General features: G+C 67.6%; 27 protein-coding genes. 13 read left to right on the forward strand and 14 right to left on the reverse strand.

What is annotated here, in order from left to right; translation table 11 throughout:
- The first annotated feature begins 176 nt into the window (after positions 1-176).
- Together ACREB7_RS10345 and aqpZ are read left to right on the forward strand one after the other, a co-directional pair.
- Positions 177-1463 carry a methyl-accepting chemotaxis protein gene (locus ACREB7_RS10345; protein WP_431592191.1) on the forward strand — a complete coding sequence of 429 codons (1287 nt, stop codon included), beginning with the start codon at positions 177-179 and terminating at the stop codon, positions 1461-1463.
- Between the two features lie 98 nt (positions 1464-1561).
- Positions 1562-2287: an aquaporin Z gene (gene aqpZ / locus ACREB7_RS10350; RefSeq protein WP_431592192.1), complete on the forward strand. Its 726-nt coding sequence runs from the start codon at positions 1562-1564 to the stop codon at positions 2285-2287.
- A gap of 37 nt (positions 2288-2324) precedes the next feature.
- Here aqpZ and galU read toward each other — a convergent pair whose 3' ends face one another.
- The 6 genes from galU to ACREB7_RS10380 all read right to left on the reverse strand — a co-directional run bounded on the left by galU (position 2325) and on the right by ACREB7_RS10380 (position 7149).
- Positions 2325-3188, reverse strand: coding sequence for a UTP--glucose-1-phosphate uridylyltransferase GalU (gene galU, locus ACREB7_RS10355; protein ID WP_431592193.1), 864 nt, complete (start codon positions 3186-3188; stop codon positions 2325-2327).
- Positions 3189-3231: 43 nt separating this feature from the next.
- Positions 3232-3732 carry an OmpA family protein gene (locus tag ACREB7_RS10360; protein WP_431592194.1) on the reverse strand — a complete coding sequence of 167 codons (501 nt, stop codon included), beginning with the start codon at positions 3730-3732 and terminating at the stop codon, positions 3232-3234.
- Between the two features lie 23 nt (positions 3733-3755).
- Positions 3756-4973 carry a diguanylate cyclase domain-containing protein gene (locus tag ACREB7_RS10365; RefSeq protein WP_431592195.1) on the reverse strand — a complete coding sequence of 406 codons (1218 nt, stop codon included), beginning with the start codon at positions 4971-4973 and terminating at the stop codon, positions 3756-3758.
- Complete coding sequence (locus ACREB7_RS10370) at positions 4970-5515, reverse strand: YfiR family protein (protein WP_431592196.1); 546 nt, start codon at positions 5513-5515, stop codon at positions 4970-4972. Before ACREB7_RS10370 ends, ACREB7_RS10365 begins: the two co-directional genes overlap by 4 nt.
- Before the next feature lie 135 nt (positions 5516-5650).
- Complete coding sequence (gene msrA, locus ACREB7_RS10375) at positions 5651-6187, reverse strand: peptide-methionine (S)-S-oxide reductase MsrA (RefSeq protein ID WP_431592197.1); 537 nt, start codon at positions 6185-6187, stop codon at positions 5651-5653.
- A 35-nt stretch (positions 6188-6222) separates the two neighbouring features.
- Positions 6223-7149, reverse strand: a complete 927-nt coding sequence (locus ACREB7_RS10380) for a M48 family metalloprotease (protein WP_431592198.1) — start codon at positions 7147-7149, stop codon at positions 6223-6225.
- Between the two features lie 102 nt (positions 7150-7251).
- Between ACREB7_RS10380 and ACREB7_RS10385 the strand changes: the two genes are divergently transcribed.
- The 5 genes from ACREB7_RS10385 to ACREB7_RS10405 all read left to right on the forward strand — a co-directional run bounded on the left by ACREB7_RS10385 (position 7252) and on the right by ACREB7_RS10405 (position 10925).
- Entirely contained in the window at positions 7252-8295 is a 1044-nt protein-coding gene (locus tag ACREB7_RS10385; RefSeq protein WP_431592199.1) for a COX15/CtaA family protein, read from the forward strand.
- The gene (locus tag ACREB7_RS10390) at positions 8292-9098 is read left to right on the forward strand and encodes a hypothetical protein (protein WP_431592200.1); all 807 of its coding nucleotides are present in this window, start codon (positions 8292-8294) and stop codon (positions 9096-9098) included. Before ACREB7_RS10385 ends, ACREB7_RS10390 begins: the two co-directional genes overlap by 4 nt.
- Positions 9099-9264: 166 nt before the next feature.
- Positions 9265-9744 carry a 50S ribosomal protein L13 gene (rplM, locus tag ACREB7_RS10395; protein ID WP_431592217.1) on the forward strand — a complete coding sequence of 160 codons (480 nt, stop codon included), beginning with the start codon at positions 9265-9267 and terminating at the stop codon, positions 9742-9744.
- Entirely contained in the window at positions 9744-10238 is a 495-nt protein-coding gene (gene rpsI / locus ACREB7_RS10400) for a 30S ribosomal protein S9 (protein ID WP_431592201.1), read from the forward strand. Before rplM ends, rpsI begins: the two co-directional genes overlap by 1 nt.
- A gap of 132 nt (positions 10239-10370) precedes the next feature.
- On the forward strand, positions 10371-10925 hold the full coding sequence (locus ACREB7_RS10405; protein WP_431592202.1) for a PepSY domain-containing protein: 555 nt from the start codon (positions 10371-10373) through the stop codon (positions 10923-10925).
- Here the strand turns inward: ACREB7_RS10405 and ACREB7_RS10410 are convergent.
- The 4 genes from ACREB7_RS10410 to ACREB7_RS10425 form a co-directional block, all read right to left on the reverse strand.
- On the reverse strand, positions 10922-11962 hold the full coding sequence (locus ACREB7_RS10410; RefSeq protein ID WP_431592203.1) for a phosphotransferase: 1041 nt from the start codon (positions 11960-11962) through the stop codon (positions 10922-10924). The two genes, ACREB7_RS10405 and ACREB7_RS10410, sit on opposite strands and share 4 nt — an antisense overlap.
- Entirely contained in the window at positions 11959-13062 is a 1104-nt protein-coding gene (locus tag ACREB7_RS10415) for a hypothetical protein (RefSeq protein ID WP_431592204.1), read from the reverse strand. Before ACREB7_RS10415 ends, ACREB7_RS10410 begins: the two co-directional genes overlap by 4 nt.
- Positions 13063-13125: 63 nt before the next feature.
- On the reverse strand, positions 13126-13974 hold the full coding sequence (locus ACREB7_RS10420; RefSeq protein ID WP_431592205.1) for a metallophosphoesterase family protein: 849 nt from the start codon (positions 13972-13974) through the stop codon (positions 13126-13128).
- Positions 13971-14801, reverse strand: a complete 831-nt coding sequence (locus ACREB7_RS10425; protein ID WP_431592206.1) for a diacylglycerol/lipid kinase family protein — start codon at positions 14799-14801, stop codon at positions 13971-13973. The genes ACREB7_RS10420 and ACREB7_RS10425 overlap by 4 nt, the downstream gene beginning before the upstream one ends.
- A 98-nt stretch (positions 14802-14899) precedes the next feature.
- Between ACREB7_RS10425 and ACREB7_RS10430 the strand changes: the two genes are divergently transcribed.
- Both ACREB7_RS10430 and ACREB7_RS10435 read left to right on the forward strand, forming a co-directional pair.
- The gene (locus tag ACREB7_RS10430; protein ID WP_431592207.1) at positions 14900-15847 is read left to right on the forward strand and encodes an alpha/beta hydrolase; all 948 of its coding nucleotides are present in this window, start codon (positions 14900-14902) and stop codon (positions 15845-15847) included.
- Positions 15844-16620 (forward strand): nucleotidyltransferase family protein, encoded by a 777-nt coding sequence (locus ACREB7_RS10435; protein ID WP_431592208.1) that lies wholly within the window; start codon positions 15844-15846, stop codon positions 16618-16620. The genes ACREB7_RS10430 and ACREB7_RS10435 overlap by 4 nt, the downstream gene beginning before the upstream one ends.
- Positions 16621-16667: 47 nt before the next feature.
- Here ACREB7_RS10435 and ACREB7_RS10440 read toward each other — a convergent pair whose 3' ends face one another.
- From ACREB7_RS10440 to ACREB7_RS10450, 3 genes are all read right to left on the reverse strand, one after another.
- Positions 16668-17357 (reverse strand): nucleoside triphosphate hydrolase, encoded by a 690-nt coding sequence (locus tag ACREB7_RS10440; RefSeq protein WP_431592209.1) that lies wholly within the window; start codon positions 17355-17357, stop codon positions 16668-16670.
- Between the two features lie 4 nt (positions 17358-17361).
- Complete coding sequence (locus tag ACREB7_RS10445) at positions 17362-18102, reverse strand: methyltransferase family protein (protein ID WP_431592210.1); 741 nt, start codon at positions 18100-18102, stop codon at positions 17362-17364.
- A 90-nt stretch (positions 18103-18192) separates the two neighbouring features.
- Positions 18193-19722 (reverse strand): lipopolysaccharide biosynthesis protein, encoded by a 1530-nt coding sequence (locus ACREB7_RS10450; protein WP_431592211.1) that lies wholly within the window; start codon positions 19720-19722, stop codon positions 18193-18195.
- A gap of 261 nt (positions 19723-19983) precedes the next feature.
- On the opposite strand from ACREB7_RS10450, the gene ACREB7_RS10455 reads away from it, so the two are divergent.
- From ACREB7_RS10455 to zapE, 4 genes are read left to right on the forward strand one after another with little or no spacing between them, the layout of a single operon-like run.
- The gene (locus ACREB7_RS10455) at positions 19984-20766 is read left to right on the forward strand and encodes a succinate dehydrogenase iron-sulfur subunit (protein WP_431592212.1); all 783 of its coding nucleotides are present in this window, start codon (positions 19984-19986) and stop codon (positions 20764-20766) included.
- Positions 20766-21743 (forward strand): MBL fold metallo-hydrolase, encoded by a 978-nt coding sequence (locus ACREB7_RS10460; RefSeq protein ID WP_431592213.1) that lies wholly within the window; start codon positions 20766-20768, stop codon positions 21741-21743. The genes ACREB7_RS10455 and ACREB7_RS10460 overlap by 1 nt, the downstream gene beginning before the upstream one ends.
- The gene (locus ACREB7_RS10465) at positions 21740-22225 is read left to right on the forward strand and encodes a PaaI family thioesterase (protein WP_431592214.1); all 486 of its coding nucleotides are present in this window, start codon (positions 21740-21742) and stop codon (positions 22223-22225) included. The genes ACREB7_RS10460 and ACREB7_RS10465 overlap by 4 nt, the downstream gene beginning before the upstream one ends.
- Positions 22222-23346, forward strand: coding sequence for a cell division protein ZapE (gene zapE / locus ACREB7_RS10470; RefSeq protein WP_431592215.1), 1125 nt, complete (start codon positions 22222-22224; stop codon positions 23344-23346). The genes ACREB7_RS10465 and zapE overlap by 4 nt, the downstream gene beginning before the upstream one ends.
- Here zapE and ACREB7_RS10475 read toward each other — a convergent pair.
- Entirely contained in the window at positions 23343-24386 is a 1044-nt protein-coding gene (locus ACREB7_RS10475) for a polysaccharide deacetylase family protein (RefSeq protein ID WP_431592216.1), read from the reverse strand. The two genes, zapE and ACREB7_RS10475, sit on opposite strands and share 4 nt — an antisense overlap.
- Between the last annotated feature and the right edge of the window lie 109 nt (positions 24387-24495).

The raw sequence follows: 24495 nt of genomic DNA on the forward strand, positions 1-24495 counted from the left end.
CATCCTTTCGAACCGGCAGTTTCCATCGCATATCGCGCCGCGGCTGAACAGGGGATTGCGGCAGAAGGAGCGCCCGCCGGGAGGCTCTGTCATATCATTGAAACAAATGGTTAAAACTGTCTTTACCATCGAGCTCTAGGTCGGCCGTGCCTCCTCCTCCAGCGTAAAGCCAGTCCATGAACCCCGTCGATCTCGCGCTTGTCCCCACCCCCGGCCATTCGGCCGCGACCCGTACCGACGCCCATTTGTCCGAGGTGATCGACCTGTTCCGGCACGACCCGCAACTGCGCATCCTCGCGGTGCTCGATGCCCGCGACCACCCGGTCGGGGTCATCCGCGAGCAGCGGGTGCGCGAACTGCTGTTCTGCCCCTACTGGTTCTCGCTGATGCAGAATCCGACCATCGGCGGGTCGATCGCGACGATGATCGAACCCTGCCTGACCGCCGAGGTCGCCGAAACGACCGCGACCCTGCTCGCCATCGTCTCACGCTCGGCCGGCACCGAGGGGCTGGTGCTGGTGCGTGACGGCCGTTTCGTCGAGACGCTCGACAGCGGCCAGCTTGCGAAGCTGGCGATGCTGCGCGAGGTCGAACTGGCGCAGGAACGCAGCGCCCGCGCGGCGCGGGTCGATGCGGCGGGAGACCGGTTTCACGAGGATATCGCCGCGCTCACCGCCGCGCTGTCGCACACCGCGCGCGAGGTCGAGGAGGTGGCGCGCGACCTTGCCGAACGCGCGCAGCAGACCGGCCGCGATGCGGTGTCGGTCGCGGGCGCGACCGCGCAGACGCTGACCGGGCTCGGCGAACTCGGCGATCGCGGCCACGCGCTTGCCGCCTCGATGCGGCGGATCGTCGACGACGGCGCCCACGCGCGCACCGTCCGCAGCGACGCGCACCGCAAGGTCCAGGCGGCGGGCGACCGCGCTGCGGCGCTCAAGGCGGCGAGCCGGTCGATCGAACAGATGCTGGCGCTGATCATCGACATGGCGAGCCGCACCAACATGCTCGCGCTCAACGCCGGGATCGAGGCGGCGCACGCCGGCGACGCCGGGCGCGGCTTCGCCGTGGTCGCGTCGGAGGTCAAGACGCTGGCGAAGCAGACGCGCAGCGCGGCGGGCGACATCACCCACTATATCGACCGCATCCGCGACATCGTCGGCCAGGTGACCGACGGGTTCGATGAGGTCGAAAAGGCGATCGTCGCGAACAACGGCTTTTCCGACGCGGTCGACAAGGCGGTCGACGGGCAGAGCGCGACGACGCTGATGATCGCGAGCTATGTCGAGCAGGCGGTCGCGGCGGGGCGCGAGATCGACACGCGTGTCCAGCATATCGGCCGCGGCGCGACCGCAGTCGGCGACGGCGCGCAGTTGCTCGGCAAATTGTCGGCGGGGCTGACGCAGGCGGCGCAGTCGCTGCACCAGCGCGCCCGGCATTTCGTCGAGGCGGTCGCCGCCGCCTGATCCGCGCCGGCCCGGGGGCTTGTCGTCGCCGATGGCGATGCTAGGCTGGCTTTTGCGCCAGCCGCGCTCATCGCCGTCGGCGCTGAGGGGAGGGTCATATGAGTAATGTGCAAAAGGGCTTGGCCGAATTTATCGGCACCTTCTGGCTCGTGTTCGGCGGGTGCGGGAGCGCCGTGCTCGCAGCGGCCTTTCCCGACGTCGGGATCGGCCTCCTTGGCGTGTCGCTGGCCTTCGGCCTGACTGTGGTCACCATGGCCTATGCGATCGGCCATATTTCGGGCTGCCACCTCAATCCGGCGGTGACCGTCGGCCTGTGGGCCGGCGGCCGCTTTGCGGCGCGCGACATTCCGCTCTATGTCGCGGCGCAGGTCCTCGGCGCGATCGTCGCGGCGTTTCTGCTCTATTATGTCGCCAGCGGCGCGGGCAGTTTCGACCCGGCGACCAACCAGCTCGCGTCGAACGGTTTTGGCGACGCATCGCCGGGCAAATATGACGTTTGGTCGGGCCTGATCATCGAGATTCTGCTCACGGCCTTCTTCCTGTGGATCATCATGGGGTCGACCGACGGGCGGGCCCCGGCGGGTTTCGCGCCGCTCGCGATCGGGCTGGGGCTGACGCTGATCCACCTGATTTCGATCCCGGTGACCAACACCTCGGTCAATCCGGCGCGCAGCACCGGACCGGCGCTGGTCGTCGGCGGCATCGCGCTGCAGCAATTGTGGCTGTTCTGGGTGGCGCCGCTGATCGGCGGGGCGCTGGGCGGATGGCTTTATCGCACCATCGGCGCCGACAGCTTTCCCAAGCCCAATATCGAGGGCAATTGAGGACCCGGCCGGCGGCGGCATGGCGCCGCCGCCGGTCCTATTTCAGCAGATCGATCGCAAAGGCGCGAACTTCGCCCGCCATGTCGGGGCGCTCGAGCGCGACCGCGAGATTGGCCTGGATATAGCCCGCTTTCGACCCGCAATCATAGCGCGCGCCGTCGAAGGTCACGGCGTGGAAGGGCTGTTTGCCGATCATCGTCGCCATCGCGTCGGTCAGCTGGATTTCGCCGCCGGCCCCCTTTTCCTGCGCCGCGAGGACTTTCATCACCTCGGGCTGGAGGATGTAGCGGCCCGAGACGATCAGGTTCGATGGTGCTTCCTCGACCTTCGGCTTTTCGACGAGGCCGAGGACCTCGGTCAGCGCGCCGTCGCGCGCGCCGGGGGTGATGACGCCATAGCTCGACACCTGTTCGCGCGGCACTTCGAGCACCGAGAGGAGATTGCCGCCGACCCGGGCGTAGGCGTCGACCATCTGCTTCATGCAGCCGGGCGTGCCGTGCATGAACTCGTCGGGCAGGAAGATGGCGAAGGGTTCGTCGCCGACGATGTCGCGCGCGCACCAGATCGCATGGCCGAGGCCGAGCGGTTCCTGTTGGCGGACATAGGCGCAATTGCCCGGGCCGAGCCGCGTCGGTTCGAGCACCGACAGGTCCTTGCCGCGTTCGGACATCGTCTTTTCGAGTTCGAAGGCGATGTCGAAATGATCCTCGATCGCGCTCTTGCCGCGCCCGGTCACGAAGATCATCTGCTCGATCCCCGCCTCGCGCGCCTCGTCGACGGCATATTGGATCAGCGGCCGGTCGACGACCGGCAGCATCTCCTTGGGGATCGCCTTGGTCGCAGGCAGGAAGCGGGTGCCGAGGCCGGCGACGGGGAAGACGGCTTTGCGGATCGGTTTCATGCGCGCGGGCTTAGCGGCGAAGTTTCGCCAAGGAAAGCGGGGCCTATTGCGGCCAGACGATCACGACCACGCGGCGATTGTCCTGGCGGCCCTCGGCGGTGTCGTTGCTCGACAGCGGCAGGGCTTCACCGCGACCGATCACCTGGTCGGGCGTCAGCGCCATGCCATTGGCCTGCATCGGTACCGCCACCGCCTGCGCGCGCGCCTGCGACAGTTTGAGATTATAGGCGCTGCTGCCCACCGAATCGGTGTGACCTTCGACACGGGCCGAGGTGATTCCGACCGCCGACAGCCGGCCGGCGATCTTGGCAATGGCCTCGATCTGCTCGGGTTTCAGATCGCTTTCGTCGGTCGCGAACAGCAGGCGTTCGGGCAGGGTCAGCGCCCAGCCGGCGTCGGTTTCGACAAAGCCTTCCGCCTTCAGCGCCGCGACCTGAACGGCGTTGAAGCCGGTCGGCGCGGGTACGCTCTGACAGGCGGCGAGCGCGGCGGCGACGAAGAGGAACGACAGGGCGCGAAACGAACGGCGAAGGACATGGATCACGGCATCAACTCGCTTCAGGGGGATCAAGATCGGGTCCGATTGGACAATTTGTCGGCGTACATGGCGGCGTCGGCGACGGTGAGGAGAGCGGCGGCATCGGTCGCTTCGTCGGGAAACACGGCGGCGCCGACGCTCGCGGTCAGGCGATAGGCTTCGCCGCCGGGCAGGGTCGCGGGCTGCGCGATGCTGGTGCGAATCCGTTCGGCGAGCATCTGGGGCTCGACCATCGGGTCGAGCGGGTCGATGAGCACGACAAATTCGTCGCCGCCGATGCGCGCCGCGAAATCGCCGTCGCGCAAGGTCGTGCCGATGCGGTGCGACAGCGCAACGAGCACGGCATCGCCGGCGGCATGGCCGAAGCGGTCGTTGGCCGCCTTGAAATTGTCGGCGTCGATGAAGAGCAGGGCGAGGCGGGTGCCCTGGTGTTGGGCCGCCGCGATGCGCAGCGCCAGCTGTTCGTCGAAGGCGGCGCGATTGGGCAGGGCGGTCAATGCGTCGTGCGAGGCGCGGTGCGCGAGCATGGCGCGTTCGCTTTCCATGCTGCCCTGCCAGCCCTGCAATTCGTCGAGCAGCGCATTGATGTCGCCGCCCAACCGGTCGAGTTCGGCGATGCCCAGCGGCTGCACGCGCTTGTCGAAGCGGCGGTGCAGCCGGACGTCATGCGCCACGGTGGCGATTTCGCCCAAGGGCTTGACCAGTTCATATTCGAACCGCCGCGCCATCACGATCGTTCCCAGGGCGGTGACGATCAGGCAGGCGAGCCCGGCGAGCAGGCCGATGCGGACATAGTCGGTCAGCGTCGACGAATCGCCCCATACTTCGATCGTGCCGATCGCGGATCCGTTGCGATGGATCGTGACGGCAACCGGCTCCGCGAAAAATGCGTGGGTCAGCAGCGGCGCCGGGTCTTCGGAGGGCGACACCCATTCGGTCAGCGGCTGGCCGCGATCGTTCAGGACGCGCAGCCTGGCGATGCCCGGAATTTTCATCAGCGGCGCCAGGCCTTCGCGCGCGGCGGCGGCGTCGTTGAACACCAGCGCGGGCTCGACGCCATAGGCGCCGAGCTGTGCGGCGAGTTCGATATTGCGGTCGGCATAGCCGCGCATCGCGGTGATGCCCGAGAGCAGGATCGTCAGCCCCGACAGCGCGACCGCGAACAGGGTGATGCCGAAATGAAAGCGTGACAGCAGCTTCTGCAAGCTGGTGCGCGCGGGCGCGCCGTCGGAGGCACGGCGGGTCATGGCGCGCCTCCGTCGGCCTGGCCGATCTTGAGCACGCGCGGATCGACGCGCAACGGGCCGCGTCCGATGGCGTCGAGATTCACCGAGAAGCTGAGGCCCGCCGGCTTGTTGGCGAGGCAGAACATCGCGCCGTAGAGGCAGGCCGGATCGTCGTCGCTGATCGTCAGCACCGCGCGGCCGCGCACCCAGCCGATCAGTCGCTGGCGGTCGGCGACGGGCATACGGCCGAGGAACAGGATGTCGCAGTCGCCGCCGCCGGTCACCGCCGCGGCGGTCATCCGTCGGACCGCGATCGCGGGGTCGTTGCCGGGCACGCTGGGTGCGACTCGCTCGGTCAGCTGAGGGGTTCCGACGAGGCAGATCGTGCGGCTGTTTTGGGGCGTGCCAGGCCAGCGCGCATAGGTGATGATGCCGCCGACCATGCGGTTGACCGCGCGGGTCATTCCGTCGGCGCCGTCCTCGATGATCGTCTGGCTCGCGGCCTGCACCGACATCTGCGGCGTCGACGTGAGCGCGCCGATCAGGAACAATGATGCCAGCACGCTTTTTGCGACCCCCACCGCGCCGAGCCAAGCTGCCCGAATGTGACGGCGTCCGCTAGCCGAAAAGGCCAACAAGTCAATGCGAAGTGACGTCATGCGGCCATTTTGCAACACCTGTGGCGCGGGTTGCGCCGCCTAGCCGGTGCGCAGCCGGTCGGCGAAGCCCTTGCGCAGCTTGGCGAGCTTGGGCGGGATCACCGCCATGCAATAAGGATTGCGCTGTCCCTCGCTGTCCCAATAATTCTGATGATAATCCTCGGCCGGATACCAGGTCGCGGGCGGTTCGACCGTGGTGACGATCGGCGCCGACTGGTCGCCCTGCGCGCGCGCGATGCCGGCGCGCGCAGCCTCGCCCTGCGCCGCGTCGAGCGGGAAGAGCGCGCTGCGATACTGGGTACCGATGTCATTGCCCTGGCGGTTGAGCGTCGTCGGGTCATGGGTCGCGAAATGGACGTCGAGCAGGTCGCCATAGGACAGGACGGCGGGATCGAAGGTGATGCGGATCGCCTCGGCATGACCGGTGTCGCCGCCGCAGACCTGCTTGTAGGTGGGCTCCGCGACATGGCCGCCGATATAACCGCTCTCGACCTTGTCGACGCCGGCAAGGCCCTGGAACACCGCTTCGGTGCACCAGAAGCAGCCTCCGGCAAAAATGGCGGTTTCCTGGGTCATGGCAACGGTCCTTTTCGGGAGAGGCGGGGATGCGCTCAAAATAGGAACGCGCCGCCCAATTCCAAGGGCGTGGCCGCAGGGTTGGCGGCGCGAGCGGCGGTCATGGTGGCGATTTCGGCGGTGATGGCGGCGATGCGTTCGCGGGTCGGCGGATGGGTTGGCGCACGGATCAACGGCCTTTTGTGCCGCTGCCAGAAGCGAACCGCTGCGAAAGGATCATAGCCGGCGTCGGCGAGCAGCCACACCGACAGCCGATCGGCCTCGAGTTCGGTCGCGCGGATCCGGTCGATCGACCGGTCGTCGGCGAGCCGCGCGGGATGAAGCAAGATATTATGCGCCAGCTCGTGCGCGACCACCGCAGCCAGTTCGGCATCATCGGTGATCGACTGCGCGAGGCTGAGCCTGAGCCGCACCAGCTTGCCGTTTGCGGCCGCCTGGACGCCCTCGCGCTCGATGCGGAAGGCGCTCGCGCAGCCGGGGGCGGCGTCCAGGCGGTAGGTGCGGTTCGCGGTGTCGGTGACGGCGACCGGCGCCGCGGGTTCGAGTGCGGCGAGCATCACGATGGCCGCATCGATGCGGATCGTCGGCTCCGGGCCGAGCGTCGGGATGGGCTGCCCCTCGATCGCCGCGATTTCGGTTCCCCGGGCGAGTCCGGCGCGATCGGCCGGTGAACCCGGCGCGACGGCGGCGACGAAAGGGGCTTCGCCCTGCGTTCCATAGACTTGCTGCGCGGCGGCGCGTTCGCGCGCATCGAAGCGTCGCGGATCGCCGAGTATCCAGCCGGGTTGCGGCTCGGCGACCGGGCACCAACGCACGCTGCCCGTGGTCAGCCGCCATCCCGCAACGGCAAGCCGCGCTTCCTGCCGCGCGAGGTCGGCGATATCCGCCGCTTTTGCGGTGGCGCCGGCCAGCGGCGAGAGCGCGCCGGCAACGGCGGCGATGAACAGGAGCGGCCAGCGCATCGCCGTCGCTTATCAAGCCGGGGACGCCGCGACCATGATTTTCGGTCGCGCCATCGTTCGGCGGCCCTTGCCTAACGTCGGGCGAGCGACGATAGGGCGGCGATGGCGCAGACCCCTGTTTCGACCTCCGCTTCCCGACCCCGACCCGCGGCGCTCGCGCGCTGGCTCTGGGCCGTCGCATTGCTGGTCATCTTTGTCGTCGCGGTCGGCGGGATCACCCGGCTGACCGAATCGGGGCTGTCGATCACCGAATGGAAGCCGGTGTCGGGCGTGCTGCCGCCGCTGAACGAGGCGGGCTGGCAGGAAGAGTTCCACAAATATCAGCAGATCCCCGAGTATAAGGAAATCAATGTCGGCATGTCGCTGTCGGCATTCAAGGCGATCTTCTTTTGGGAATGGCTCCACCGCATCCTCGGGCGGCTGGTCGGCGGCGCGATGCTGGTGCCGCTGGCGTGGTTCGCCTTTCGGCGCGCGATTCCGGCCGGCTATGGCTGGCGGCTGTTTGCGCTGACCTCGCTGGTCGGATTGCAGGGCGCGATCGGCTGGTGGATGGTCGCCTCGGGGCTCGAATATCGCACCGACGTCAGCCATTTCCGGCTCGCGACGCATTTGCTCACGGCCTTGTTCCTGCTCGCGGGGCTGGTGTGGACGGCGCGCGACCTGTCGGCGCTGGCGCGCGACCCCGCCGCCAGGCCGGCCCGGCTGACCGGTGCAGCGGTCGGCGTGATCGCCATCCTGTTCGTCCAGTTGCTGCTCGGCGCCTGGGTCGCGGGGCTCAACGCCGGGCAGGTGGCGAACAGCTGGCCCGCGATGAACGATCATTTCGTGCCCGAGGGGATCGACTGGTCGGACGGCGTGTGGATGGCGCTGACCAACGATCCCTTCCTGCTGCATTTCCTCCACCGCTGGTGGTCATGGGTCGCCGCGCTGGCCTTGCTCTGGCTGGCGCGCACCCTGGCGCGGCGCGGCGCGACGGGCGTGGCGACGATGCTGGTCGCGGTGGTCGCGGCGCAGATGACGCTGGGCATCCTGACCGTGCTGACCGGCGTGTCGCTGTGGATCGCGGTGCTGCACCAGGTGACCGGCGCGATATTGGTCGCGACCGCCGCCACCGGACTGCATCGGCTGGGCCGCGCCGCTGCATGATCGCGGCGGGCGTCTGGGCGGGGGCGATGCTCTTCCTCGCCGCCCCCGCAGCCGCGACCGCGCCGCCGCCAGCGACGGCGGCGATCACCGCCCTGCAGTTCGCGCCGCCGCTCGGGCAGCCAATGACCTATCGCGTCACGACGCGGCGGATCGGGCGCAGCGGCGCCCTGATCAGCTTCTCGCTGGTCTATACGCTCGAATGGCAGCGGGCGGGGCGCGGTTATCGCCTCGACGCCGTGCTGCGGCGGATCGAATCCGATGCGCGTCCCGAACTGGTGCGGGCGCTGACCGGGCTGGTCGAGCCGCTGGTCGGCGAAACCGTCACCTACCTTGTCGATGCCGAAGGCCGCAGCGTAACGCTCGCCGATCCCGACGCTCTGTGGGCGCGGGTGGCCGGGCGCACGCAGGCGCTGGCGGCGGGGGCCAGGGCGCCCGAGGCGCAGCAGGTGGCGGCGCTGCTCGGAACGCTGCCCGAGGCGGAGCGCGACAGGCTGGTCACGGCAGACATCCGGGCGCTGATCGTACCCGCCAATGTCGAAATCCCGACGACCGGCGGCGAGGCCTCGGTTTCGATCGAGCATGACGGAACCCGGCTCAGCATCGCGAAGGTGGAGATGGGCGCGGTCGCGACCGGGGGCAAGCCGGCGGCGGGGCTCGATGTCGACAGGCTGTGGACGATCGATACGACCACCGGGCTGGTCGTGCGCGAGCAGCGGCAGAGCTGGATCGCCGAACCCGACAGCGAGGCGCGGACCCTCGTCGAGGAACGGATTCGCGCGCTCTCAGCAGGGGATCCGGGATAGAGGTATTATTTTACCCGTCAGCAAAGCCGCTGCTTGCTTGACTTTCCGCGCCATTATCGTCATTGGCCCGCTTCGAAGCGCTGCGGCGTCCGTTATGGACCTTGCGGCGCGGTTTGTTTCGGGCGGGTCTTCCCGCTCTCGTCCATGTCTTAAGGAGGTCGCCATGATGAAGGCGCTGACCAAGACGACCGCTTCGGCCAATGCCGGCACGGTCGAAAAGAAATGGGTGCTGATCGACGCCGACGGCCTGGTTGTGGGCCGCGTCGCATCGATCATCGCCAATATCCTGCGCGGCAAGCACAAGCCGTCGTTCACCCCGCACGTCGATTGCGGTGACAATGTCATCGTCATCAACGCCGAAAAGGTGGCGTTCACCGGCAAGAAGATGGCCGACAAGCGCTATTACAAGCACACCGGCTATGCCGGCGGCATCAAGGAAACCAGCCCCGAGAAGATCCTCGAAGGCCGCTTCCCCGAGCGCGTGCTCGAAAAGGCGATCGAACGCATGATCCCGCGCGGCCCGCTCGGCCGTCAGCAGATGCGCAACCTGCGCATCTTCGCCGGCACCGACCATCCGCACGCCGGGCAGAACCCCGAAGTGATCGACGTCGCGTCGATGAACCGCAAGAACAAGGTGGGTGCATAATGGCCGACGAACAGACCATGACCGATCTCAAGGATCTCGGCGGCGCCGTTGAAGGCACTGTCGCTCCCGTCAGCACGATGCCGCTTCGCGAGAAGAAGGTCGACGCGCAGGGCCGCGCCTATGCGACCGGCCGCCGCAAGGACGCCGTCGCCCGCGTGTGGCTGAAGCCCGGCACCGGCAAGATCACGATCAACGGCCGCGACCAGGAAGTGTATTTCGCACGTCCGACGCTGCGCCTCGTCATCAACCAGCCCTTCGGCCTCGCCGACCGCGTCGGCAGCTATGACATTGTCGCCACCGTCAAGGGCGGCGGCTTGTCGGGCCAGGCGGGCGCCGTGCTGCACGGCATCGCCCAGGCGCTGAGCCGTTTCGAGCCCGCGCTGCGTGGCACGGTCAAGACGGCCGGCTTCCTGACCCGCGACAGCCGCACGGTCGAGCGTAAGAAGTACGGCAAGGCGAAGGCCCGCCGCAGCTTCCAGTTCTCGAAGCGCTAAGAGCTTTTTCCACCGACGGGTGGAGAAGAGGAGGGCGGTCCGGCAACGGGCCGCCCTTTTTCGTGCGCCCGCCCGCGTTGACAAGGCGCGGCGACTATGGCCGAAAAGCGCCTCATCGTTCAGGAGCATCGCATGCACAGACTATTGGTCCGCTGGCATATGCTGGTCGCCGCATTCCTCTTTCCCGCCATCCTGCTCTATCTGCTGACCGGCGCGCTCTACACCTGGGGTGCGAAGGGCGACTATGTCACGACCGACCATGTGATCGCGCTGTCGGCGCCGCTCCGCGACGACAAGGCCGCGTTGCAGGCGATCGTCGTCCAGGAGCTCGCGATGCGCGACATTACGCCGCCGACCGGCAATGCGACGGTGAAGCCCGCCGGCGACAGCTTCCAGCTCGACTGGAGCGGCTCGCGCCGCGACGTGACGCTCGAACCCGGCGAGAATGCGACCAGCGCCAAGCTGATCGTCAAGGAAACCGGCTGGCACCGCTTCTTTGTCCAGCTCCACAAGGCGAAGGGCGGCACGCCGTTCAAAATCTATGCGGCCGTGCTGGCGCTCGGGCTGTTTTTCCTCGTGACGTCGGGGCTTGTCGTGGCGCTGCGCGTCCCGAACATGCGGCGCGGCGCAGCGGTCGCGTCGGTGGTCGGGCTGGCGGCGTTCGTCGGGATCGCGGCGGCGAGCTAAAGCAGGTCGAGGCTGCCGAGCGCCAGCGCCTGCCTGGCAGGCCTTTCCGCCATCACCGCGAACATTTCGTCGCCGCGTGTCGTACGCTCGACGCTCATCGAGGCGAAGACCGCCATGAAATAGCCGCTGAGCGCGCCGAGGCGATAATCGGTCCATAGCGCCTCGGCATCGGGGTCGACGCCTTCGGCCCTCAGCGCCGCGATCCAATGGTCGAAGGCGGGGCGGTCTGCGGCGGCGCGTTCGACGGGGTCGGCGATGCTGGTGCCGATCAGATAGGCGAGGTCGGCGGCGCCGCTGCCGCGCCCCAGCGTCTGCCAGTCGACGAGCCAGCAGGCGTCGCCGTCGGGGGCGAAAAGGATATTGTCGATCCGGAGGTCGCCGTGCACGAGCGCCCGCGCCGCCGGTTCGCGGGTGAGGTAGGCGTCGAGCTTTTCGACGATCCCCGCGCCGATATCGAGGACTTCGGGTGACAGCCGCTGCGCGTAGCGCTCGCGAAAGCCGAGATAGAGTTGCGGGAACATCGCGCGGATCAGGTCGCCATTGTCGCGCGCGATCCACGACATATGTGCGAGCCGGACGTCGTTCCACAGATGGGCGTGGAGTTTGGCGGCCGCGTCGATGCATGGGAGGAGGCCGGCCAGGTCGCGGCCCGCGAGCTGGTCGCCCTGCGTCGCGGGGGCGAGGTCGGAGAGGATGAGCAGAAATTCGACCTCGTCGTCGGCGATATCGTAGAAATAGCAGCGCGGCGCGGGCACCCCGCTCGCCTCGGCGAGATAGCGATACCAGCTGACCTCCTTGACATAGGTGCCGGTGAGCTTGGCGATGTTGCGGCTCGCCTCGTCGTGGCTCGGGCATTTGGCGATGACGGTCGCGGGACCCTCGGCGCCCTCCTCCCAGTCGAGCGTCAGGCGATAGCTGTCGCACATCTGGCCGGTGCCGACCCTGGTCGTGGAAAAGCCGCGAAGCTTGCCGCGATCGCCGACGAGGGCGCTGAGGAACAGCGGAGTGATCGCTTCAGGCGAGGTGGGGAAGCTCATCGCGCGGGGTCGAGCAGGCCGGTGAGGCCGGTCGGGACGTGCGGGCCGACGAAAAGCTGTTCGAGGACGCCGATACCGCGATGCGTCGTGGCGCCGTCGACCAGGTCGGCGGTGACCAGCGCCTGGATATGCATGGCGAGGGGGTTGCCCCAGCCCCGCTCGGCCTCCGCCATGCTGTCGTGCGCGACCGCGAGGTCGGGGCCATGGTCGAACCCATGACCCCAGACGGGATGGGTGTAGCCGAGCCCGCTCATCGCGAAGACCGGGCCGGTGGGAGAGAGGGTCAGCGATCGCCCGCCGCCGAGTTCGGTGCGCTGCGCGGCGATGCGGCGGCTGCCCGCCTGCCAGTCGAGCGCGAAGGCGGCGGCGTCGAAATGCGTCTCGCCGCCCCCATTTTCCCCGGCGTCGCCGACGATCACCGCGCGGCGATTCCAGGGCGTGCCTTCGCCATCGTCGTTGCTGTGGAAGAACAGCGAGGCATGGTCGAAATTGCACGGGGTCCACAGCCAGAAGAACTGGTTGAAATTGCCCTGCGGCGGCGGTTGCGGTTCGGCGGCGCCGACCGGGCGGATGCCCCAGCTGCGGTCGCGAGTCCCGGTCCAGCCTGCACCGACGTCGATGCGCTGCCCATCGACCGACAGCCATCCCGCCCAGCGGCCATTTTGCGTCATTCGCGTATAATCCATGAACAGGCGGGTGCCGTTGCGGCGGGTGAAGCGCGGCTCCTCGATCGGGAAATGGCGGCCGGCGAAAGTGATCTCGGCGGCGAGCGGGCCGTCGTTCGGCGCGATGCTGAGCGTCACCCGTTCGAGCGGCGCGTCGATAGAAATCGCGATCGGGCCGACGCCGAGGTCGAGCCGCTCGCCGGTCGACCGGCGGCTGGCGCGCAAATTGTGCTGCACTCCGTCGACGAGCACGCAGAAGGCCGCATCGACGATGCCGAGCTGCGGATAAAAGCCCATCGCGCCCGCGAAAAACACCGATCCGTCGGGGCTGTACCCGTTGAAGAAATAGCGGTCGTAGAAATTGCGGTCGGTGCCCGCGAAGGCCACCGGTTCGCACGTCTGGTGCAGCGGAAAATCATCGCCCTTGGTCAGCATCGCTCATCCTCATCCCGTTTTTTGTTGCAACCTAACGGGATGACGCGGCGCGTCAATGCAGCGTCAATGCACGGGGGGATCGACCGGGGGCACCGCGCCGACCGGGGCGACGGGCTCGGCGGGATCGCGCGGCGGCAGGGCGTCGGGCGGTATCGAAGGGATTTGCATGTCGGGGGTCGGAATCGCCCCGATATTGCGGACCCGCACCATGATGTCGCCGGCGTTCAGCCGGATCTCGTTGAAGCTCGGCGGGGTCGAGCGGACGCGCCGAGACAAAGTGCCGGCGCCGATCATGCGGATCGGGCCGTCGCGCGTTTCCTTGGTCAGATCGAACGCGTCATGGACATGGCCGGTGAGCACCGCCGCCACCCCGCGCGAGGCGAGTGCGCGGAGCGCCATTTCGCCGCCGCGGGTCAGCGCGCGGCCGCGCGTGCCCGCCTCGACGAGCGGATGATGCGCGGTGACGAAGATGGTGGTGCCGCGTGGCAGGGCGTCGATCGCCGCCATCGTCTTGTCGAGCGCGTGGCGCGTTACCCAGCCCTTCGACCAGTCGAACCGCCACTGCGCGCGCGCGGTGGTCTTGAGCGGGACGACCGCGACGCCCTCCAGATCGAGTTCGCGCTCGACCAGCCGCTCGATGCGGCGAATGCGGCGATAGGGGTAGAAGAAGCGCGCGACGGGATTGAAATAGGGCAGGTCGTGGTTGCCGACCTCGACCGTCACCGGCACCGCGAGGCTTTCGATCCAGTCGCACGCGGCGGCAAATTCCTGCGCCCGCGCGCGCATCGTCAGGTCGCCGGTAATCAGCACCGCGTCGGGCTGTTCGGACTTCACGATATGCGCGAACCAGGCGAGCGCGGCCGGGTCCTCGAGCCCGAAATGCAGGTCGCTGATATGAAACAGGCGGGTCATGCGGTCGCAAGAAAGTCGACGGCGCTGGCGGCGATCGAAAAGCGCGCAGGGGACGGTGTCTCGGCCAGTTCGCCGTCATATTCGAGGCTGATGACGCGCTCGCTCTCGAGGATGATCGTGTTGGCGGTCGCGATTTCCTCGCTCGGACCGTCGCGAAAGTCGCCGCCGAGCCAGGCGAGGCCGTGGCGCAGCACGTCGGCGGTTCCGTCGGTCAGGATGCCGTCGGCGCGGATGCCGTTCCCGGTCGGGGTCAGGATGATGGCCGAATAGCTGTTTTCATATCCCGCAACCCGGACGCCGGGGGCGTTCAACATCTGGTCGAGCGCTTCGGGCGCGGCGCGGCTCGCCTCGATCACGCCGTCCTGCCGCATCGTCTCGCGGACCTCGGCCCACCGCGTCGCGGGGCCCGCCACAACCGTGATAAAGGCCTGGCTGGCGGCCGAGCGGATGCTGGGAATCGGGCTTCGCCGACCCTTTCCGACGAGGGCATCGGCAACGATATCGGGCGCGGGCCGGTCGCCGTGCAATTGCTTGGAAAGCAGGTTCAGCGTCCCGCCGGGGAGCGGCAGGACGGCGCCATGCCATCCATCGACCCGCGCTGCGGCGGCGTTGATCGTCCCGTCGCCGGTCCACACGAGCAACAGGTCGATATCCCGGGCGCGCAGCATCGCCGCATCGGGGAGCGACGCGGCGGGCAGCGCGATGGTCGCGACCAGCGGGGCGCCGCCTGTGCGGCACGCGGCATCGATCGCCTGGAGGATCGCGGGGTCGAAGCTGCCGCTCTGGTTGTTGCAGATCAGGGCGGGGCGGGTGAAGGCGTTGGTCATTGCCCCACCTACGCACGAACGCCCAAAAGGTCGCGGCGATGCTCGCGCTTGTTCGACGGCGCGCGCACTTGTAGGGCGCGGGTAAGAGAGTGGGGCCTATGTCGGAAAAGCCAGTCAAGGGACAGCGGCGGTTGATCAAGATCCTGATAGTCATGGGGTTGCTGGTGCTGCTGTTCGGCGGGGGCACGAAGCTGATCGTCGGCGGCGGGGCGAAATCGCTCAACCTCGGCGACCGGTTGCTCGGCGACAGCGACGGCGCGACCTTGCAGGTGGCAGGGCAGCCCTATGGTGCGGGGCCGCGCAACAAGCTCAACATCTGGGTGCCGACGGGGACGAAGAAGAGCGATCGCCAGCCGGTGCTCGTCTGGCTCTATGGCGGCGGCTGGTACAGCGGGCAGCGCGACGATTATGGTTTTGCCGGGCGCGCCTTTGCCAAGCAGGGCTTCATCGTCGTCATCCTCGATTACCGGATCGTGCCCGAGGGGCATTGGCCCGATTTCCTGGAGGACAGCGCGGCAGCGGTGGCCTGGACCGAAAAGCATATCGGCGACTATGGCGGCGATCCGGGGCGCATCGCGCTGTCAGGCCATTCGGCGGGGGCCTATAATGCGGTGATGCTCGCGCTCGACCCGCAATGGCTGAAGGCGGCGGGCAGCGATGCGTCGCATATTCGCGGTGTTGCGGCGCTGGCGGGCCCCTATGATTTCCTCCCCTTCGAGAAGGGTGGCCGCGCCGATGTCGCGATGGGCGATATCCGTCCCGCCGAGCGCACCCAGCCGATCCACTTCGTGCGCGCCGACGCGCCGCCCTTGTGGCTGGGGCATGGCACCGCCGATACCGTGGTGCGGGTGCGCAACAGCCAGCATCTGGCGGCGGCGATGGAGAAAATCGGCGGAGCGGTGGAGCTTCGGACCTATGACGGGCTCAGCCACAACGACCTGGTCATGGCGCTGACCGGGCCGCTGTCCTACAAGGGGCCGATCCTCGACGAGACGACCGATTTCCTGCGCGGTGCGACCGCGAAGCGGGTCACGGCCGTACCATGACCACGATGATACCGGCGATTGTGATGGCGGGCAGCCGGTCCGGTCCCGACCCGCTGCTCAGCGGCACCGGGGTGTCGACCAAGGCGCTGCTGCCGATCGCGGGGCGACCGATGCTGGTGCATGTCGTGACGGCGCTGCGCGCGTCGCCGCTGGTCGGGCCGATCACGATCCTGGCGCAGAACAGCGCCGAGCTGGCCGCCGAGCCGGGGCTGGCGGGGTTGGCCGACCTGCATTTTTCGGATTCGGGGCAGGGGATCAGCAGCTCGCTGGCGGCCGCATTGCCGCCGGGCGATGATCCGCTGCTGGTGACGACCGCCGACAATGTGCTGCTGACGCCGGCGATGATCGCCGAGTTTCTGGGCGGCGCCGAGGACAGCGACGTCGCGGTGGCGATGGTCGAGCGCGATGTGCTGCTCGCGCGCTATCCGCAATCGCAGCGGACCTGGCTGAAGTTCCGGGGCGGCTGGTGGTCGGGGGCGAATATGTTCCGGCTGCGCGGGCGGCGGGTGTTGCCCTTGCTCGATTTCTGGGGGCGGATCGAACGCGACCGGAAAAAGGGGCTGAAGATCATCGCGGCGTTCGGCCCGTGGTTGCTGATCGGCGCGCTGCTGCGGCTGTTCACGATCCAGCAGGGGGTGGCGCGCGCGGGGCTGCGCTTCGGGCTGAACGCGACGGTGGTGCCGATGAGCGCGCCCGAGGCGTGTATCGATGCCGACAAGCCCGTCGATATCGTGCTGATCGAGGCGATCATGGCGGACAGGACCGCCCCCTAATCCATTCGTGTCTCGACTTCGCTCGACACAAACGCGGGAGGGAGGTTTCAGGCCCCAGCCAGCGCCCGATCCACCGCCGCCGTCGCCAGCGCCAGTTCTTCCTCATAGGGAATCGTCGCGTCGATATCGACGATCGGCGCGCCGTTGAAGGCGAGGAGCGGCACCGTCTCGACTTTGCGGGTGATGAGGGCGCGGTCATGGTCGGGCTTGCGCGCCATCACCGTGTCGACGTCGACGTGCAGGCGGATGACCAATGACGGATGATACGCCGCCATCTCGGCATAGAGCGCGCGTTCCTCGGCCTGCATCGCGGCGAGGCGCGCGCTGGTGGCGCGCCCGGCGAGGATCGGGCCGTCGTGAAGGCCGGGGACCTCGATTTGCGGATAGCGGTCGGTGACGATCACCTTGCCCGCGCGGCGTTGTTCGAGCAGCGCGTCAAACTTGGCGCGGCGCTTCTTCGATTTGTTCAGCGCATAGCGCGCGGCGAGATATGCGGGGATCGGCTCGTCCGGTTCGCGCAGGCGGTCGGCGATGCCGTCGAGGAAGCGGTGCAGCGGCGGGCCGATGATCGGCCAGCGCCCGATGCGCCGCCCCTGCTCGCCCGAGCCGAGGCCGAGATAGCCGCTCTCCGCCGCGCGCGTCTTCTGGATGTGCGCGAGCAGGTCGGCCGACAGGGTCGATTTACCCGACCCGTCGCTGCCGACGACTGCGATCAGGGGAGCGAGGTCGCTCCCCATGGAATCAGCTCAGTTCCTTGAAGAAGCCGATCATCTTGAGCCCGCCGATGATGAAGCGGACGACGACGAGCGCGCCGAAGGCATAGACCCAGTTCCACTGTGCGGGCGTCAGCGCGTCGAAGTTGAAGTCGAGGCGCGCGAACCAGGTCAGGAAGACCGTGGTCGCGAGCAGGAACAGCTTATTCTGTTCGCGCCAGATCATCCGCTTCCACCAGAAGGGATATTTGGGTTTCACCCAGCCATGGAAACGCGGGAACAGCGCCGGGACGTCCTTCGCCCATTCGGCATGCGCCGCGCCGAATTTTTCGCGCAGATATTCTTCCTCATAGATCGAGATGCGCTCGTAAACGAGGACCGCGAGCAGGAAGACGATCGCGCCGAACACCCAGCTTCCCGACAGCATCGCGATGCCGGTGAAATTGAGGATGCGGCCGACATAGAGCGGGTTGCGCACCAAGCTGTAAGGTCCGGTGGTGTTGAGTTCGCTCGCTTCGGCGGCGACCTTGGCGCGGCCCGAGGTGCCGAGCGCGGCCCAGCCGCTGGTGAAGATCCGCACGATCGCGCCGGTGCTGGCGACGGCGAGCGAGACCCAGAACCAGGCGCAGTCGCCGAACGCGGTCTGGAACGGACCCCAATCCTTGCTGCACCAGGCGATCAGCACCGAGATGGCGATGGTGATGTAGATATAGGTGCCGCGAATGAAGAAGAGGCGCTTGCCGCTGCGGGCGAGTTCTTGCTGGTACATTTGGGTCCGCCGGTTGGCCGCGCACAGGCGGCGTCATTATGAGGTGGCACGTCTCTAGCGATTTTTGCGGCTAAAATAAGACCGAATGTTTCAGACCAGCCGCAGCTTGCGTGCCGTCTTGCCGAGCGAGGCGCGGTCGGCATGGGGCAGGGCGAAGCGCAGCGACAGCCAGATCGCCGCCACCGCGAGCAGGACGATCAGCGGCAGCGCGATGGCATCGGGCAGGCGACCGGCGAGCAGCGCCGCGCCGCCGGCGACGAGGGTGATGCCGATACCGCGCAGCGCGACGCCGGGAAATTGATGATCGAAGGGATGCAGTTTCTCGTTCAGGGCGAGTTGCAGCATCGGGATGCCGCCCATCACGACAAGCCCGATCGACATCGCGAGCGTCACCCCGGTGAGCGCGTCCATATGGCCGACGATCAGCCAGCCCGCGCCGACCGCGACGATGACGCCGACGAGGCTCGCGGTGAGCTGGTGGCGGAAGGCGGCGACGACCTGCAGCACCGGCAGCGAGATGCCGAGCACCGCCTCGGCCGCGCGCGCGAAGAGCAGGATGATGACCGCCGCCTGCGCGACCCTGGCGTCATGCCCGAACAGGCTGAGCAAGGGCGCGCTCCCCGCCGCGAGGACCGCTGCCAGGGGGAGGGCGATCGCCATGATCAGCCGCGTCGCATAGGCATAGATGCCGGTGACCTGCGCGCGGTCCTCGCGCTCGGCGCTGGCGGCGAGCGGCGCCATCACATAGACAAAGGCGATGCGGACGAGCTGGACCACGCTCGACAGCTTGCGTGCGATGGTGAACAGCGCCGATGCACTCGCGCCCGCCGCGCCGGGCAGGATCAGGTTGAGGATCAGCGCGGGCGCGTCGCCGAACAGCCGCGCGATGACGTTCGAGGGCAGGATCGAGAGCCCGGCCCAGAAGGTGTTCTTCGCGGTCTCGCCGCCGCGCCCGCCGTGCAGCAGTTCGCCGAAAACATAATAGCGCCGCAGCAGCCGCACGCAGAGGATCGCGGTGATCGCCAGCGAGCAGAGGTGCGCGATGAACAGGCCCTTGAGCCCGAGCCCGCCGGCAAAGAACAGCCCGGCGAACACCAGCCGCATGATCTGTTCCCACACGATGCGCAGGCGAATCTCGGCGCCGAACACCATGCGCGCGCGCATCGCGCTGGTCGCGATCTCGACGAAGGCCCACAGTGGCAGCGCCCAGACGAAGAGCTGGATCGCGGGCACGACGAGCGGCCGGTCCTTGGCGGCGACGTTGAGGAAGGGCGCGAGATCGGCGGCGAAGAAAGCGATCAGCGCCGCGACGATCAGGCACGGTCCGACCCCGAAGACCATCGCGGTGCGCAAGGCCGCGGCGGCGTCGGCATCGCTCGCCGATTGCGGCACGGTGCGCTGCATCGCGCTCGTCATGCCGAGGTCGAAGAGATTTTCGAGCAGGTTGATCGTCGCCCACAGCACGGCATAGAGGCCGTAACCCGCGAGCCCGAACATCAGCACATAGAGCGGCTGCGCGACGATCTCGACCACCGCGCCCAAGCGCGCGAGCACGGTCGTGCCGAGCCCTTTCGCGACGCTGCGGCTGGTGACGGCGGGTTGGGCGGTCTCTTCGCTCATTGTTCGCGCCCCTAGAGGGTTGCAGCGTCCGAAGAAAGCATTTCATCCCTACCCTTCAGGGGAGGGCAGCGAGACTTGCCAGCTTGCTGGCTTAGTCGCAGCGGGTGGGGTCTATCGGCCTTGCGCTGTGCCGCGAGACCCCACCCCAACTCCTCCCCTGAAGGGGAGGGGCTTTTTCACCCATTCTAACGCGCGTCACCCCTTGTCGACTCTATCATTCGGGTCTAGTCCGACCCCGACTGCATCAGGGGAGCCAGCGACATGGCCGAATTTCGCCTTCCGAAGAACAGCCGCATCCAAAAGGGCGGCGAAACCCACAAGGCCGAAGGCGCGACCAAGGTCCGGAAGTTCAAGGTCTATCGCTACGATCCCGACAAGGGCGAGAATCCGCATTTCGACAATTTCGAGATCGACCTCGACAAATGCGGCCCGATGGTGCTCGACGCGCTGATCAAGATGAAGAGCGAGCAGGATGCGTCGCTGACCTTCCGCCGGTCATGCCGCGAGGGTATTTGCGGCAGCTGTTCGATGAACATGAACGGCAAGAACGGCCTCGCCTGCACCACCGCGATCGAGGATCTGAAGGGCGACATCAAGATCACCCCGCTGCCGCATATGGAAGTGATCAAGGACCTCGTCCCCGACTTCACCCATTTCTATGCGCAATATAATTCGATCGAACCCTGGCTGAAGACCAAGACGACGACGCCGAGCGGCAAGGAACGGCTGCAGTCGCCCGAAGAGCGCGAAAAGCTCGACGGCCTCTATGAGTGCATCCTGTGCGCCTGCTGCTCGACGAGCTGCCCCAGCTATTGGTGGAACAGCGACAAATTCCTCGGTCCCGCGATCCTGCTCCAGGCCTATCGTTGGCTCGCCGACAGCCGCGACGAGATGACCGGTGAACGGCTCGACGAGCTGGAAGATCCCTTCCGCCTCTATCGCTGCCACACGATTATGAACTGCTCGAACGCCTGCCCCAAGGGGCTGAGCCCGGCGCGCGCGATCGCCGAAATCAAGAAGCTGGAAGCCGAGCGGCAGGTCTGATGCAGCGCTGGCTGCCGGCGCTGCTCGCGCTGGCGCTTGCCGGCTGCGCCGTCCACCCCCCGGTCCGCGAGCTGGCGATGCCGCGCCCCTATGCGCATGCCATCGGCGGGGCGACCTTCCTGATCGGCGGCAGCTTCGAGCCGGGTCGTTCGCCTGACGGCAACAGCCTGATCCTCTATGGCACCGAAGGCGCGCTGGTGATCGACACCGGGCGCCATCCGGAACATTGGACCGCGATCCTGCAGGGGCTGCGCGGGATCAACATGGCGCCCGTCGCGATCTTCAACACGCACTGGCACCTCGATCATGTCAGCGGCAATCCGGCGCTGAAGGCGGCTTATCCCGGCATCAAAGTCTATGGGACCTCGGCGATCGACCGCGCGCTGACGGGCTTTCTGGCGGCGAGCGCCGAAGCATCGCGCAAGGATTTGGCCGAAGGCGCGATCCCGGCGAGCGCCGTCCCCGATGTCGAAGGCGACCTCGCGACCATCGCGCGCGGGGCCGAACTGCGGCCCGATGTGATCGTCCGGGAAGGGGGCGACCTGCTGATCGCGGGGCGACCGTTATCGTTGCGTGTCGCGAACCACGCGGTGACCGAGAGCGATCTGTGGATTTATGACGCCGCCGAGAAGCGCGCGATCGTCGGCGACCTCGTCACCATGCCGGCGCCCTTTCTGGACACCGCCTGCCCCGAGGGCTGGCTCACGGCGCTCGATGCCGTCGCGGCCTCGGGCGCCGAGCAGGTCGTGCCGGGCCATGGCCCGATACTGACGATGGCCGAGTTCGGTGCATGGAAAGCCGCCTTTGGCGATTTTATCGCTTGCGCACGCGGGTCCGGCGCGCTTGAGACCTGCTCGGCGGGCTGGCTGACCGGCGCGAAGGCGTTCCTCATGGGCGACAAGCGCGCGAAGGCGATGGCCGACTATTATGGCGAGCTGATACGCTCGGGAAAATTGGACGGATATTGCAGGGCATGAACGACGGGATCGAGGAACCGCGACGCTATAGCTTCAGCGCCGAGGATGAGGGCGACGGTTGGCTGAGCTGGAACCTCAAGGACGCCAGCCGCTTCAACGCCTTTATCGAACCCTTGTCGGTGCGGATCGAACCCGACACGCCCGACGGTCGTCCTCGCGCGCGGGTGCGGATGGTCCCCGAGCGCAAGCACAGCAATCTGGGCGACAATGTCCATGGCGGGGTCAGCCTCGCGCTCGTCGATATCGCGCTGTTCGCCGCCTCGCACCAGTTCGGCTCGCTCGACGCGGGCCATTCGGTGACGCTCGACCTGTCGACGCAGTTCGTCGGTGCGGGCCGGCTCGGCGAGCCGCTCGACGCCGTGGTCGAGCTGGTGCGCGAAACCGGGCGGTTGATCTTCCTGCGCGGGCTGGTGGTGCAGGGCGAAGGCGACGCGCATATCGTGATGAGCTTTGCCGGCACGATCCGCAAGGCGAGCCGATGAGCGGCGGCGTTCTGGCGGCCTATGACGCGCTGGTCGCGGGGGGCGAGCTGCAACCTGATCCCGAGCAGCGCGCGGCCGCCGAACGCCTGGGCCGCTTGCAGGAGGAACTGGAAGCGGTGCCGCCGAAGGGCAGCCTGCTCTGGCGGCTGGCGGGGCGCAAGCCCGAGGCGCCGCGCGGCATCTATATGTGGGGCGGGGTCGGGCGCGGCAAGTCGATGCTGATGGATCTGTTCTACGACAATCTGGCGATCGAGCGGAAGCGCCGCGTCCATTTCCACGAGTTCATGCAGGATATCCATGCCCGCCTGCGCGTCGAGCGCGACAAGGCGCAGGGCGACCCGATCCCGCCGGTCGCCGCCGCGCTGAAGGAGCAGGCGCGGTGCATCGCGTTCGACGAGATGGTGGTGAACAACAGCGCCGACGCGATGATCATGTCGCGGCTGTTCACCGCGTTGATCACCAGCGGGGTAACGATCGTCGCGACGTCGAACCGGCCGCCCCAGGACCTCTACAAGGACGGGCTGAACCGCGAGCATTTCCTGCCCTTCATCGCGCTGATCGGCGAGCGGCTCGATGTGATGGGGCTGAACGGCCCGACCGATTATCGCCGCGACCGGCTCGGCGACGGCGCGCGCTGGTTCGTGCCGGCGGATGAGGCGGCGAGCGCGGCGCTGTCAGCGGCCTTTTTCCGCCTGACCGATTATCCGCCCGAGGATCGCGCGCATGTGCCGACGCTCGATCTCGACCTCGGCGGCGGGCGTATCCTGCATGTGCCCAAGGCGCTGAAGGGCGTTGCGGTCTTCTCGTTCAAGCGGCTGTGCGGCGAGGCGCGCGGCGCGGCCGACTATCTGGCGGTGGCGCGGCAGTTCCACACCGTCATCATCGTCGGCATCCCGCGCATGGGGCCCGAGAACCGCAACGAGGCGGCGCGCTTCGTGACGCTGATCGACGCGCTCTACGAATATAAGGTCAAATTGCTGGCGAGCGCGGCGGCGATGCCCGACGCGCTTTACGTGGCGGGCGACGGGGCGTTCGAGTTCGAGCGGACGGCGAGCCGGCTCGCGGAAATGCAGTCGGACGATTATCTGGCGCTTGGCCATGGCCAGGCCGAACCGGGTTAGGCGAGCACCAGCAGCACGCCGCTGGCGGCCTTGCCCCAGCGCGACGAATTGATCGTCATGGTGATGAGGTCGCGGACATAGCGGACTTCGTGCACGAGATAGCCCAGCCCCTGCTCGACGATGCGGCGCAGCGTGCGCAGCGGTTTGGGGGCGGCGACGCGGATCGGGTGCGGGCGGGCCGGCGGCGCGGGCAGCGTCGCGAAGCCGCCACTGGTGACGCGCGCGTCGTCGGCGACGGCGCGGCACAGCGCCTCCATGCGCGCGATGGCGAGGCCGTTGGGGACCGCACGGTCGCGGCTCAAAAGCTCGAAACTATGGCTGAAGGCCGAGAATTGGGTCGCGCCGCTGGCCGTGCTGTGACCCAGCGCATCGCGCATCTCCTCCTCGGACATCGCGCAGAGCTGGGCGGGGCGGAAGCGGCCGACGCGGTCCATCAATCCGCTGACCGGAACCTCGCACACCCCCTCATGCGCGCGGATCGCGAGATTGTCGGGGTCGAGCGAGATGGTGCAGCCCTGCTCGCGATATGCGCCGTTGAAGCTGCTGTCGAAGCGGAACCCCAGCGACGCGAGCGCGCGCAGCGTGTCGTCGTTGGCGCCGAAATTGCCGGCGCGAAAGGCGGTCGGCCTGGGCGCGCCCGCCCCGATCAGGATATCGCGGGCCAGACCGATCAGTTTTTTCTGCGCGCCCAGCGGAAAGTCGCCGATGTTGCGGCCGGTCAGCCGCCCGACCGGATTGAAGCGCGCGAAGGCGAGCCATTCGGTGTGGATATGCAGTTGCACCTCGTGCCCGCGCGCGACGATCGGCTGGACGATCGCGTCGATGATGTCGGGGCCGTAGACGAGCGCGGGCATCGGATCGACGAAATAGACCCCGGTCAGGCCATGGCGTTCGAGCATGTCCATCTGGAAGTGAATGCCATAATCGCCGTCGCGACAGCGGCCGAGGATCGAGCTCGCAAAATTGGCGCGCGCGTCGGCGCCCCGTTGATAGAGGCCGGCCGACAATTCGGTGTCGAAACTGATGATCGCCCGCGTCATGCCCGCGAGCCTAACAGGGGCAGGGTATAGGGAGGGTTAATCGGGGCCGAGGTGTAAGCTGATTGTCAAATTCAAACCGAAGCCCTGAGCCTGTCGAAGGGCGCCTATC

Source organism: Sphingopyxis sp., assembly GCF_050725615.1.
GTDB lineage: Bacteria > Pseudomonadota > Alphaproteobacteria > Sphingomonadales > Sphingomonadaceae > Sphingopyxis.